The organism is Streptomyces sp. NPDC058662, from assembly GCF_042716255.1.
Lineage (GTDB): Bacteria > Actinomycetota > Actinomycetes > Streptomycetales > Streptomycetaceae > Streptomyces.
In genome coordinates this window covers 48,902-60,249 of the sequence record NZ_JBHXRU010000035.1, presented here as the reverse complement: position 1 = coordinate 60,249, position 11,348 = coordinate 48,902, and the positions used below count along the sequence as shown (strand labels likewise).

Genomic DNA, 11,348 nt, shown 5'->3' with positions numbered 1-11,348 from the left:
GCCGGGCTGCCGCCGACAGGGCCGGAGCCAGCGCGTCCGTCGAGCGCAGCCGCAGCAGGACGGCGAGGGCCGGGTCGCCCCCGGGCCGCGGCCCCGGCCCGCCAACATCCCCGGGGCGGCCCTCGCCGGGCGCCGGTACGACGCACACCGCCGCCGCGCCGGGTACCGAGGCGGGAGCCTCCCCGGCCCAGGGGGCCACGCACACCGCCGCGTGCAGTCCTTCCCCGGCCGGCCCCAGGGCGGCCCGCAGCGCGGCCACCGCCATGTCCTGCTGCCAGCCCCGCCCCGCCGTGAGCACCGCCAGGAACTCCCGGGACAGGTCCGCCCCGGCCCTGGCCTCCTCGGCGAGCAGCACCCCGATCCGCTCGGCCACCTCCATGGCCGCCCCCAGCGCGCCCGGCCCCGGACCGGGCTCCCGGTCGAGGAGCCACACGTAGCCCTGCACGATGCCCCGGTACCGCACGGGCAGGCAGATCCGCCCCCGGAAGACCCCCGCGTCGGGCGCCGCCGGGATGCGTACCGGCGCGGTGGCGCGGGCGATGCCGAAGCCCTCGAACCAGGAGCGGACGGCCGCCGTCGACTGCCGGGTCAGGATCGAGCGGGTCCGGACCGGGTCCATGGCGGCGTCGTCGTCGCTGTCGTGCGCGCCGAAGGCGATGAGGCGGAAGTCCCGGTTCTCCAGCGTCGCCGGGGCGCCGAGCAGCGCCGAGATCTCGTCCACCAGGTCTTGGTAATCGCCCTTCACCCGGACATTCTCCCACCCCGCGGGCGGTCTCTCATACATATGTATGAGATCGGGGCCACGGATGCGTGACAGCTGTCGATGGCCCAGGATCGGAGCGATCCTTAGGTTTCACGGTGGTTCGATTCGCGTTTCCCCTACGGCCCCGCCGCGTCGGCGGCGGATCGTATGTCTTGCTTCTGCCACCCGTTGGAGGTGCCCCGTGCTGGGTCCCGTGATCCTCGCCGCTTCGCGCAGCGACAAGATGCGCCGCATCGTCTCCGCCGCCCCGGTGACCAAGCCCGTGGTGACCCGGTTCATCCCCGGTGAGACGGTCGACCAGGTCATCCCGATCGTCGAGGAGCTCACCCGCAAGGGCCTGGAGGTCACCCTCGACGTCGTGGGCGAGGACATCACCACGGTGGACCAGTCGTACGCCGCCCGCGACGCCTACCTCCGGCTCGTCGAGCGCCTGGCGGTCCTCGGCCTGGGCGAGACCGTCGAGATGTCGGTCAAGCTGTCGATGTTCGGCCAGTCGCTGGAGGGCGGCCACGAGCTGGCCCTCGCCAACGTCCGCCCGGTCGTCGAGGCGGCCGCGGCCATCGGCACCACCGTGACCCTGGACGCCGAGGACCACACCACCCTCGACTCGATGTTCGCCATCCACGAGGAGCTGCGCCGGGACTTCCCGCAGACCGGATGCGTGATCCAGGCCTACCTCTTCCGCACGGAGGCCGACGCCCGCCGCCTGGCCGCCGCCGGCAGCCGGGTGCGCATCGTCAAGGGCGCCTACAAGGAGCCCGCCGAGGTCGCGTACCTCGACAAGGCCGAGATCGACAGGGCCTACGTCCGGATCATGAAGATCCTGATGGAGGGCGAGGGCTACCCGATGATCGGGTCCCACGACCCGCGGCTGATCGCCATCGCCCAGGAGCTCGCCCGGCAGGCCGGGCGCAAGCTGGACGAGTACGAGTTCCAGATGCTGTACGGCATCCGCGGCGAGGAGCACCTGCGGCTCGCCGCGGAGGGCCACCGGATGCGCGTCTACACCGCGTACGGGACGGACTGGTACGGCTACTTCATGCGGCGCCTCGCGGAGAAGCCGGCCAACCTCCTGTTCTTCCTCCGCTCGATGATCACCAAGAACTAGCCAGAACCAGGTCAAGGAGTTACCAGCCCCATGGATGCTGTGACCCAGGTCCCCGCGCCGGTCAACGAGCCGGTCCACTCGTACGCCCCCGGCACCCCGGAGCGCGCGCGGCTCGAAGCGCAGCTCAAGCAGCTGTCCGAGAACCCGATCGACCTCCCGATGACGATCAACGGTGTCAAGCGGATGGGCGGCGGCGAGCGTTTCGACGTGGTCCAGCCGCACGACCACCAGTCCGTGCTCGGCACCTACGCGAACGCCACGCGGGCCGACGCGCAGGAGGCCGTCGACGCGGCCCTCGCCGCCGCCCCGGCCTGGCGCTCGATGTCCTTCGACGACCGCGCCGCGATCATCCTGCGCGCGGCGGAGCTGCTGTCCGGCCCCTGGCGCGAGAAGCTCGCCGCCTCCACCATGCTCGGCCAGTCGAAGACCGCGCAGCAGGCGGAGATCGACACCCCCTGCGAGCTCGTGGACTTCTGGCGCTTCAACGTCCACTTCGCCCGCGGGATCCTGGCCGAGCAGCCGGTCGCGAACAGCGCCGGCGTGTGGAACCGCAGCGACCACCGCCCGCTTGAGGGCTTCGTGTACGCGATCACGCCCTTCAACTTCACGGCCATCGCGGGCAACCTGCCGACCGCCCCCGCCCTCATGGGCAACGTGGTCCTGTGGAAGCCGTCCCCCACCCAGACCCACTCCGCGGTCCTCCTCATGGAGCTCCTGGAGGAGGCCGGCCTGCCCAAGGGCGTCATCAACCTCGTGACGGGCGACGGCATCGCCGTCTCCGAGGTCGCCCTGAACCACCCCGACCTGGCCGGCATCCACTTCACCGGCTCGACCAAGACCTTCCAGCACCTGTGGAAGACGGTCGGCAACAACATCGAGACGTACAAGTCCTACCCGCGCCTGGTCGGCGAGACCGGCGGCAAGGACTTCGTCGTCGCGCACCCGTCCGCGGACCGGGCCGTCCTCAAGACCGCCCTGACCCGCGGCTCCTTCGAGTTCCAGGGCCAGAAGTGCTCGGCCTCCTCGCGCGCCTACGTCCCGGCGTCGATCTGGAACGACGGCTTCAAGGAGGCCTTCGCGGCCGAGGTCGACGGCATCGCCATGGGTGACGTCCGGGACCTGGACAACTTCATCGGCGCCGTCATCGACGAGCGGTCCTTCGCGAAGAACAAGGCCGCGATCGACCGTGCCATCGCCGACCCGACGTGCGAGATCGTGGCGGGCGGCACGTACGACGACGCCAAGGGCTACTTCGTCCGCCCGACCGTCATCGCGTGCACCGACCCGGAGAACGAGGTCTTCACGACCGAGTACTTCGGCCCGATCCTCGCCGTGCACGTCTACGACGACGCGGACTACGAGGCGATGCTGGCCCAGATGGAGTCCGTCTCGGCGTACGCCCTCACCGGCTCGATCATCGCCGCCGACCGGTACGCGGCGGCGGACGCGATGGAGAAGCTCCGCTTCGCGGCGGGCAACTTCTACATCAACGACAAGTCCACCGGTGCCGTCGTGGGCCAGCAGCCCTTCGGCGGCGGCCGCGCCTCGGGTACGAACGACAAGGCCGGCGCCGCGTCCAACCTGCAGCGCTGGACGTCGACGCGCTCCATCAAGGAGACCCTGGTCGCGCCCACCGAGTACGGCTACCCGCACATGGGCTGACCCGCCCCCGCTGAACCCCGCCCCCGCTCCGGTACCCCCAAGCCCGGAGCGGGGGCGGTCCCGGTTCCCGGCCCGGCCGGCGGGTCAGACCTCCACCATGACCTGGGCCAGGGACTTGCGGACCAGGTCCGGGACCTCGCAGTCGTCCGCCGGATAGCCGATCGGGACGACGGCGAAGGCCTTCTCGTTCTCCGGGCGGTCCAGGACGTGGCCGAGGAAGCGCATCGGGCTCGGGGTGTGGACGAGGGCCGCCAGACCCGACAGGTGCAGGGCGGACAGGAGCATGCCGACGGCGATGCCCACCGACTCGTCGACGTAGTAGTGCTTGCGCTTGCTGCCGTCCGGGCCGAGCCAGTAGCGCTGCTGGAAGACCACGACCAGGGCCGGGGCGTCCGTGAGGTGGGTCTTCACCGCGTCCGTGCCCAGGGGGCGCAGGGCCGCGAGCCACTCGTCGCCGAGGCGGCCGTCGTAGGAGAGGGCCTCCTCCTGCTCCGCGGCGGCGCGGATCTGCTGCCGCACGGCGGGATCCTTGACCAGGACGAAGGTCCACGGCTGCTGGTGGGCCCCGGAGGGGGCGGTCGCGGCGCAGGCGACGGCGTCCCGGACCACCTGCTCGGGCACCGGGTCGGGGGAGAAGTGGCGTACGGTCCGCCGCTCGTCCATCCGGGCCCGCAACTCGGCGGCGCGCGCGAGGGATTGCGCGCCGGGCATCCGCTCGGGCCGGTAGGCGGCGGGCCGGTAGGGCAGGCCGTGGGTGGGGCTCCACTGCTGGGTATCAGGAGACATGGACCGAGTGTCCTGGCGCGGTCCCGGCAGGACCAGGACGGCGCAGGCCGAATCCTGGCGGAGGGACACTGGTGCCATGACCGATACGCGGACACGCCTCGTGCACACCTCGCAGCTGGGCCCCGGCGCGCTGGAAGAGGTACGGGACCTCCTCGACGCGGCGTTCGAGGGCGACTTCTCCGACGAGGACTTCGAGCACGGCCTCGGCGGGATGCACGCCCTGGTGCGCGAGGGCGGTCGGCTCGTCGCCCACGGGAGCGTGGTGCAGCGGCGGGTCGTGCACGGCGGCCGCGCCCTGCGCCTGGGGTACGTCGAGGCCGTCGCCGTACGGCGCGACCTGCGGCGGCGGGGGCTCGCCGGCCACGTCATGGCAGCTCTGGAGGAGGTCATCGCGGGGGCGTACGTCCTCGGAGGGCTGTCGGCGTCCGAGGAGGGGGCCGCCCTGTACGCCGGCCGGGGATGGACGGTGTGGGGCGGCCGGATCGGGGCCCTGGCGCCCGGGGGGCCGGTTCTCCTCCCCGAGGAGGAGGGGTCCACCTACCTGTGGGCGCCGCCCGGCGCGCTCCTGCCGGACCCGGCCGGGCGGCTCGACTTCGACTGGCGCGACGGGGACGTGCTGTAGCGGCGAACTCCCCGGCCGGGGTCAACGGTCGAGCCGTACGAGCATCTTGCCCGTGTTGTCCCCGCGGAGCATGCCCCGGAAGGCCTCCACCGTCCGATCGAAGCCCTGGACGACCGTGGTGTCCGTGCCGATCCGGCCCGTGCGCAGATGGGGGACGAGGAAGTCCTCCAACTCCTCCTGCAGATCGGTGTGGTCGCGCACCAGTACCCCCTCCACGCGCAGCGACTTGTGGACGACCTCGAAGAGGTTGCGGGGAGCGGCGGGGGAGCGGTCCCCGTTGTACTGGGCGACGGCGCCGACCCACGCGATCCGCCCATACGCGCGCAGCGCGCCGATCGCGCCCTCCAAATGGTCGCCGCCGACGTTGTCCACATAGACGTCTATGCCGTCGGGGGCGGCCGCCGCGAGCTGCTCGGCGACCGGGCCGTCGTGGTAGTCGAAGGCCGCGTCGAAGCCGAGCTCGCCGACGAGGTGGCGGACCTTCGCCGCCGAGCCCGCGCTGCCGATGATCCGGCGGGCGCCGAGCAGCCGGGCGATCCTGCCGACGGCCGTACCGACCCCGCCGGCGGCGGCCGACACGAACAGGTCCTCGCCCTCCCGCAGCGCGGCGGTGCGGGTCAGGGCGGCGTACGCGGTCAGGCCGGTGCCGCCCAGGATGGACAGGTACGCCTCCAGCGGGACCCCCGGGTGGCCGGGCAGCCTGCGCGCGCCGTCGCGCCCGAGGGTGACGAGCGCGTGGGTGCGCCAGCCCTCGCGGTGGAAGACGAGGTCGCCCTCGGCGAGGCCCGGGTCGAGGGAGGCGACGACCCGGCCCACCGAGCGCCCCTCCAGCGGGGTGTCCAGCGCGAATCCGTCCTCGCCGCCGTCCATCAGGCCCCGGTGGTACGGGTCCACCGACAGCAGGAGGTTCTCCACGAGGGCGGTGCCGGGAGCCGGTTCCGGCACCCGGGACTCGACGTACGCGAAGTCGCCGGCGGCGGGGAAGCCGGCGGGGCGGGCGATCTGGTGGACGGCGCGAGCGGTCTTCGTGGTCATGGTCCTGACGCTAGGAGGGAATCCTGGGCACGGGCAGGGGGTTGTGTTCATGGCACCCGCCCCCTCCATGAACCACGCTCATAGAACGAGGTGAGAGGCCCTGTGGCCGAGCTCCTCCCGCAGGAACTGCGGATCCTGGTCGCCGTCGCGGAGGCCGGCGGGTTCACCGCCGCCGCCGCGGCGCTCGGCCTCACCCAGTCGGCCGTCTCCCACTCGGTGCGCGGCAGCGAGGCCAAGATCGGCGCGGTGCTCTTCGACCGCGGGCGCGGCGGCGCCTCGCCCACCCCGGCGGGGGAGCGCGCCGTCGGCCACGCCCGGCGGATCCTGCGGCTGTACGAGGTGATGGGCGCCGAGGCGCGCGGCGCGGGCCGGGACACCGCGGACGGCGTGCTGCGCGTCGCGGCCTTCCGCAGCGCGGCCCTGCACCTGCTGCCCCCGGCCCTGGAGCGGCTCACGGCCCGCCACCCGGGCATCCGGCCCGAGGTGCGGGTGGTGCGCGAACTGGGCGCCGGGACGGCCGGGGAGGTCGCGGCGGGCCGCGCCGACCTCGCCATCGCGACCCTGGGGGACCCGGCCGACCTGCCGCCGGGCCTGCTGGCCGGCGTCCTGCGCGAGGAGGCGTACGCCCTGGTCCATCCCGTGGGGCACCCCGACCCGCGGACGCTGCCCCTGCTCGACTGGGACGAGAACTGCGGCTCGTACACCCGCGCGTGGTGGCGGGCCCAGGACTGGATCCCGAGGGCCACCGTCAAGGCCGAGGACGACGCGATGGTGCTCACGATGGTCGGCCGGGGGCTCGGTATGGCGATCCTGCCGCACCTGTCGCTGCGAGAGGCCGGCGAGTCGGTCGACATCACCGATCTGGGCCCGGGGCGGCCGGTGAGAAAGGTGGGGTACGTCACGGCGCCGGAATGCGCCTCCACTCTCGCCGTACGGGCGCTGATCAGGGAACTTCGCTCCGAGAAGGGCTGAAACGGATGCGCCGGAGCCGTCCTTCCGGGCCGTTCGGCGTCTCAGATAGTAGGAAGTCCGAGTAACTGCGGAGACATACAGCGGGACCTGCCCTAGCTTTGTAGGAGCCGAACGTCTCGCCGATCCGGCGAATGGCGGTCGTGAGCGCGCGCCCCCGGCAGGCAACCCCTGCGGCGCACCGCTCCCCGCCTCTTCCGGCGCCTTGAAGGAACCCCTCATCCGTGGCCCCGCCACGCCGTGATCTCAAGGAGTCGATCACCATGACCGCAATCACCGCAGGCCGCCGCGTCCGCCACTCCTCCACCGCCGACGCCGACCGCAAGAACGCCGCCGCCGCCCTCCAGCGCGCCCTCGACCGCCGCGACAACGGCGGCTCGACCGGCCACTGAGCGGTCCGCCCCACCGCCCGCCCCGTCCTACCGCCTTCCCCCACCCGCCTGGCCCCTCAGGCGTGTCGCGTCCGGATTGGTCCATTGGTCCACATGATGGACGCGATATGTCTGAGGGCTGGGACACGGAGTACGGTTTCGCCATGTCGACCAGCATCAATCTCGCAGTGATCCCCGGTGATGGCATCGGCCAGGAAGTCGTGGCTCAGGGACTCAAGGTCCTTACCGCGGTCCTGCCCCAGGATGTGAAGCTGGAGACCAAGGAGTACGACCTCGGTGCCCAGCGCTGGCACCGCACCGGTGAGACGCTCCCGGACGCGGAGCTCGAATCCCTCAAGCACCACGACGCGATCCTGCTGGGAGCCATCGGCGACCCGTCGGTCCCGTCCGGTGTGCTGGAGCGCGGCCTGCTGCTGAAGCTCCGCTTCGCCTTCGACCACTTCATCAACCTGCGCCCCTCGAAGCTCTTCCCGAACACGGCCACCCCGCTCGCCGGCCGTCCGGAGATCGACTTCGTCGTGGTCCGCGAGGGGACCGAGGGTCCGTACACCGGCAACGGCGGCAGCCTGCGCACCGGTACGCCCGCCGAGGTGGCCACCGAGGTCAGCATCAACACCGCCTACGGCGTCGAGCGCGTCGTCCGCGACGCGTACGAGCGGGCGAACGCCCGGCCGCGCAAGAAGCTGACGCTGGTGCACAAGAACAACGTCCTCGTGTACGCCGGCCACCTGTGGAAGAACATCTTCGACCGGGTCGGCCAGGAGTACCCCGAGGTCACCACCGACTACTTGCACGTCGACGCCGCGACGATCTTCTTCGTCACCCAGCCCGAGCGGTTCGACGTCATCGTCACGGACAACCTCTTCGGCGACATCCTCACCGACCTGGCCGCCGCCGTGACCGGCGGAATCGGTCTCGCGGCCTCCGGCAACATCAACCCGACGGGCGCCTTCCCGTCCATGTTCGAGCCCGTCCACGGCTCGGCCCCGGACATCGCGGGCACCGGCAAGGCCGACCCGACCGCGACGATCCTCTCCGTCGCCCTCCTGCTGCGCCACCTCGGTCTTGAGGACCGGGCCGCCCGCATCGAGGACGCGGTCTCGGCCGACCTCGCCGCCCGCGACGGCTCCTTCCGCTCCACCGACGAGATCGGCGACGCACTCGCCGCTCGCGTAGCCGGCTGACCCGGCAGCTCCACCTCAGGCAGAGCCGCCGGGTCGCACACGGACCCGGCGGCTTTTCCTGCGCGGCCCCGGGTGCCACCATCTCCCCTGGGCCGCAATCCCCCGTTTCTCCGAAGCAGCCACGCGCGCGATAATCGAACGCGAGGCCGCGGAATGCGGGGAAGCTCGGACGTCCTAGTACGCCGTGAGCGCGGTCCGCCATACACAACCGGTGAAGGACACGCACTCATGACGACGCCCACGATCGAGCTCAAGCCCTCCTCGCACCCGCTGTCCGACGCGGAGCGCGAGGCGATCCTGGTCAGCCCCGGCTTCGGCCGCCACTTCACCGATCACATGGTGACGATCAAGTGGACCGAGGGACGCGGCTGGCACGACGCCGAGCTGGTTCCGTACGCGCCGCTGTCGATCGACCCGGCGAACATGACCCTGCACTACGCGCAGACGATCTTCGAGGGGGCCAAGGCCTTCCGTCAGCCCGACGGCACGGTCGCCACCTTCCGCCCGCTCGCCAACGCCGAGCGCTTCCAGGCCTCCGCCCGCCGCATGGCGATGCCCGAGCTGCCGACCGACCTGTTCATCGCCGCCTGCGACGCGCTGATCACGCAGGACCGCGCCTGGGTGCCGGACTCCGGCGAGGCCTCCCTCTACCTGCGGCCGTTCATGTTCGCCTCCGAGGTCGGCCTCGGCGTCCGCCCGGCCAACGAGTTCCTCTTCATCGTCATCGCCTCGCCCGCCGGCGCGTACTTCCCCGGCGGCGTCAAGCCCGTCTCCGTCTGGCTCTCCGAGGACTACGTCCGCGCCGTCAAGGGCGGCACCGGCGAGGCCAAGACCGGCGGCAACTACGCGGCCTCGCTCGTGGCCCAGGCCCAGGCCGCCTCCCACGGCTGCGACCAGGTGGTCTGGCTCGACGCCGTGGAGCACCGCTGGGTCGAGGAGATGGGCGGGATGAACCTGTACTTCGTGTACGGGGACCGCATCGTCACCCCGGAGCTCACCGGCTCGCTGCTCCCGGGCATCACCCGCAACTCGCTCCTCACCCTCGCCCGCGACCTCGGCTACACCGCCGAGGAAGGCCGCATCAGCACCGAGGACTGGCAGCGCGACGCCGCGAACGGCAGCCTCACCGAGGTGTTCGCCTGCGGTACCGCGGCCGCGATCACCCCGGTCGGCCGGGTCAAGTCCGAGCGTGCCGACTGGACGCAGGGCAACGGCGAGCCCGGCGAGGTCACCATGCGCCTGCGCAAGGCCCTCATGGACCTCCAGACCGGCCGCGCCGCCGACCCCCACGGCTGGATGCACCGCCTGGGCTGACCCACCCGTACGAAGGCCCGCCCCCGGCGCATCGTCGGGGGCGGGCCTTTCGCGTATGCCGGGGCGGGGATCAGGCGGGGGCCGGTTCCTCGGTGGGGTGGGTGGGGGTGGGGGCGGGTGCGGGGGTTCGGGTGGTGAGGGCGGCGTAGGCGAGGCCGCCCGCTAGGGCGGACAGGACGAAGGAGCAGTCGACGCCGCCGGTCAGGGCGAGCAGCGGGCCCTCGTAGAGGGGCGTCGACACGCCCAGCAGGCCGACGCCGGCGCCGAACGCCCAGGACGCGGTGGCGGCCGGGTTCCAGCCGCCGCGGTACCAGTAGACCCCGCCCACCGACCGCCGGTTGAAGACCTGGAGGGCGTCGGCGTCGTACCGGCCCCGGCAGCGCGCGTACCCGATGAGGGTGACCACGGCCCACGGGGTGCCGAGCGCGGTGAGCAGCAGGACGAAGGAGGTCATCGCGGCCTGCGCGCTCCAGGCGAAGGAGCCGAGGAAGACGAAGCCGGTCGCGACGGCCGCGGCGACGAGCGTGGCCGCGGTGCGGGTGGTCCTCGGCACGATCGCGTCCAGGTCCAGGCCCATGGAGTAGAGCATCAGCCCGGCGTTGCCGACCGAACCGCCCGCGGCCGCCGCGAGCAGCGGGACGAGGTACCAGGCGGGCGCCGCCTCGACGAGCGGCCCGGCGTAGTCCGCGCCGGCCCGGGCGGCGAGCGCGGTGTAGGTGCCGAACAGCTGCGGGACCAGCAGGCCGAGGAGGAGGCCGAGGCAGGTGGCGCCGAGCACCTTGCGCGAGCCGTACCGGCGGGGGGAGATGTACCGGGTGTAGTCGCCGAGCAGGGTGATGAAGGCGACGGGGCCGCTGAGCCCGGCGGCGACGGCCGCGAGCAGCCAGGTCGGCCAGAAGGAGCCGAGGAGGTACGGGGTCCCGGGCGGGGCGGCGGTGGTGAAGTCGCCCGCGTACGCGAGGACGCCGACGGCCAGCAGCACCACCATGGCGACGGCCAGCACCTTGCTCAGGCGCAGCAGGAGGCGGTAGCCGAAGACGGCGCCGACGACGGTGAAGGCGGCCAGGACCCCGTACATCGCGGCCCGCGACGCGCCGGTGTCCGCCAGCCCGGTGAGCCGGGAGAGGACCCCGACCATGACGTCTCCGCCGATCCACAGGGTCAGCGCGGTGTAGCCGAGGGACAGCAGCAGGCCGACCACGGAGCCGACGAGCCGCCCGCGGACGCCGAACTGGGCGCCGCTGGAGGTGGACAGGTTGGTCCCGGTCCGCAGGGACACCAGGGCCAGCGGCGCGGTGAAGGCGATACCGACGAGGGTGCCGGTCACGATGGCGGTGACCGAGGGCCACAGGCCCAGCCCGAAGGACGGGGGCAGCCAGCCGAACACGATGACGCCGAGGCAGAGGTTGGAGCCGAGGAGGATCGAGACCAGGTCGCGAGGGCCGCTCGTCCGCTCCTCCTCCGGGATGGTGTCGACTCCGCGCTGTTCGATGGGCATGGGGGACTCCCTTGG

10 protein-coding genes and 1 pseudogene are annotated in these 11,348 nt (G+C 72.5%); 7 read left to right on the top strand and 4 right to left on the bottom strand.

Annotation, left to right across the window (positions count from 1 at the left end; genetic code table 11):
• Positions 1–745: pseudogene (locus ACFWUQ_RS15475) on the bottom strand (PucR family transcriptional regulator); the annotation flags it as partial.
• A gap of 199 nt (positions 746–944) precedes the next feature.
• Between ACFWUQ_RS15475 and ACFWUQ_RS15470 the strand changes: the two are divergent.
• Entirely contained in the window at positions 945–1,871 is a 927-nt protein-coding gene (locus ACFWUQ_RS15470) for a proline dehydrogenase family protein (protein WP_384538016.1), read from the top strand.
• Between the two features lie 30 nt (positions 1,872–1,901).
• A complete protein-coding gene (gene pruA / locus ACFWUQ_RS15465; protein WP_384538015.1) occupies positions 1,902–3,533 on the top strand; it encodes an L-glutamate gamma-semialdehyde dehydrogenase in 1,632 nt (543 codons plus the stop codon).
• An 84-nt stretch (positions 3,534–3,617) separates the two neighbouring features.
• Here pruA and ACFWUQ_RS15460 read toward each other — a convergent pair whose 3' ends face one another.
• Positions 3,618–4,319, bottom strand: a complete 702-nt coding sequence (locus ACFWUQ_RS15460) for a nitroreductase family protein (RefSeq protein WP_384538012.1) — start codon at positions 4,317–4,319, stop codon at positions 3,618–3,620.
• 76 nt (positions 4,320–4,395) lie between these two features.
• Between ACFWUQ_RS15460 and ACFWUQ_RS15455 the strand changes: the two genes are divergently transcribed.
• Positions 4,396–4,941, top strand: a complete 546-nt coding sequence (locus tag ACFWUQ_RS15455) for a GNAT family N-acetyltransferase (protein WP_384538010.1) — start codon at positions 4,396–4,398, stop codon at positions 4,939–4,941.
• Positions 4,942–4,962: 21 nt separating this feature from the next.
• Here ACFWUQ_RS15455 and ACFWUQ_RS15450 read toward each other — a convergent pair whose 3' ends face one another.
• Positions 4,963–5,976 carry an NADP-dependent oxidoreductase gene (locus ACFWUQ_RS15450; protein WP_384538007.1) on the bottom strand — a complete coding sequence of 338 codons (1,014 nt, stop codon included), beginning with the start codon at positions 5,974–5,976 and terminating at the stop codon, positions 4,963–4,965.
• Between the two features lie 102 nt (positions 5,977–6,078).
• Here ACFWUQ_RS15450 and ACFWUQ_RS15445 point away from each other — a divergent pair, with 102 nt between their 5' ends.
• The 4 genes from ACFWUQ_RS15445 to ACFWUQ_RS15430 all read left to right on the top strand — a co-directional run bounded on the left by ACFWUQ_RS15445 (position 6,079) and on the right by ACFWUQ_RS15430 (position 9,835).
• On the top strand, positions 6,079–6,948 hold the full coding sequence (locus tag ACFWUQ_RS15445; RefSeq protein WP_384538005.1) for a LysR family transcriptional regulator: 870 nt from the start codon (positions 6,079–6,081) through the stop codon (positions 6,946–6,948).
• Between the two features lie 260 nt (positions 6,949–7,208).
• Positions 7,209–7,337 carry a hypothetical protein gene (locus ACFWUQ_RS15440; protein ID WP_384538003.1) on the top strand — a complete coding sequence of 43 codons (129 nt, stop codon included), beginning with the start codon at positions 7,209–7,211 and terminating at the stop codon, positions 7,335–7,337.
• A 143-nt stretch (positions 7,338–7,480) separates the two neighbouring features.
• Positions 7,481–8,521 carry a 3-isopropylmalate dehydrogenase gene (locus ACFWUQ_RS15435; RefSeq protein WP_384538000.1) on the top strand — a complete coding sequence of 347 codons (1,041 nt, stop codon included), beginning with the start codon at positions 7,481–7,483 and terminating at the stop codon, positions 8,519–8,521.
• A gap of 228 nt (positions 8,522–8,749) precedes the next feature.
• Positions 8,750–9,835, top strand: coding sequence for a branched-chain amino acid aminotransferase (locus tag ACFWUQ_RS15430; protein ID WP_384537998.1), 1,086 nt, complete (start codon positions 8,750–8,752; stop codon positions 9,833–9,835).
• Positions 9,836–9,905: 70 nt separating this feature from the next.
• On the opposite strand, the gene ACFWUQ_RS15425 is transcribed toward ACFWUQ_RS15430, so the two are convergent.
• On the bottom strand, positions 9,906–11,333 hold the full coding sequence (locus ACFWUQ_RS15425) for a cytosine permease (RefSeq protein ID WP_384537995.1): 1,428 nt from the start codon (positions 11,331–11,333) through the stop codon (positions 9,906–9,908).
• Positions 11,334–11,348: the final 15 nt, after the last annotated feature.

Coding starts and splice junctions, on each gene's coding strand:
- pruA (WP_384538015.1), top strand. CDS start 1,902: ATGGATGCTGTGACCCAGGTCCCCGCGCCGGTCAACGAGCCGGTCCAC.
- ACFWUQ_RS15460 (WP_384538012.1), bottom strand. CDS start 4,319: ATGTCTCCTGATACCCAGCAGTGGAGCCCCACCCACGGCCTGCCCTAC.
- ACFWUQ_RS15455 (WP_384538010.1), top strand. CDS start 4,396: ATGACCGATACGCGGACACGCCTCGTGCACACCTCGCAGCTGGGCCCC.
- ACFWUQ_RS15450 (WP_384538007.1), bottom strand. CDS start 5,976: ATGACCACGAAGACCGCTCGCGCCGTCCACCAGATCGCCCGCCCCGCC.
- ACFWUQ_RS15440 (WP_384538003.1), top strand. CDS start 7,209: ATGACCGCAATCACCGCAGGCCGCCGCGTCCGCCACTCCTCCACCGCC.
- ACFWUQ_RS15435 (WP_384538000.1), top strand. CDS start 7,481: ATGTCGACCAGCATCAATCTCGCAGTGATCCCCGGTGATGGCATCGGC.
- ACFWUQ_RS15430 (WP_384537998.1), top strand. CDS start 8,750: ATGACGACGCCCACGATCGAGCTCAAGCCCTCCTCGCACCCGCTGTCC.
- ACFWUQ_RS15425 (WP_384537995.1), bottom strand. CDS start 11,333: ATGCCCATCGAACAGCGCGGAGTCGACACCATCCCGGAGGAGGAGCGG.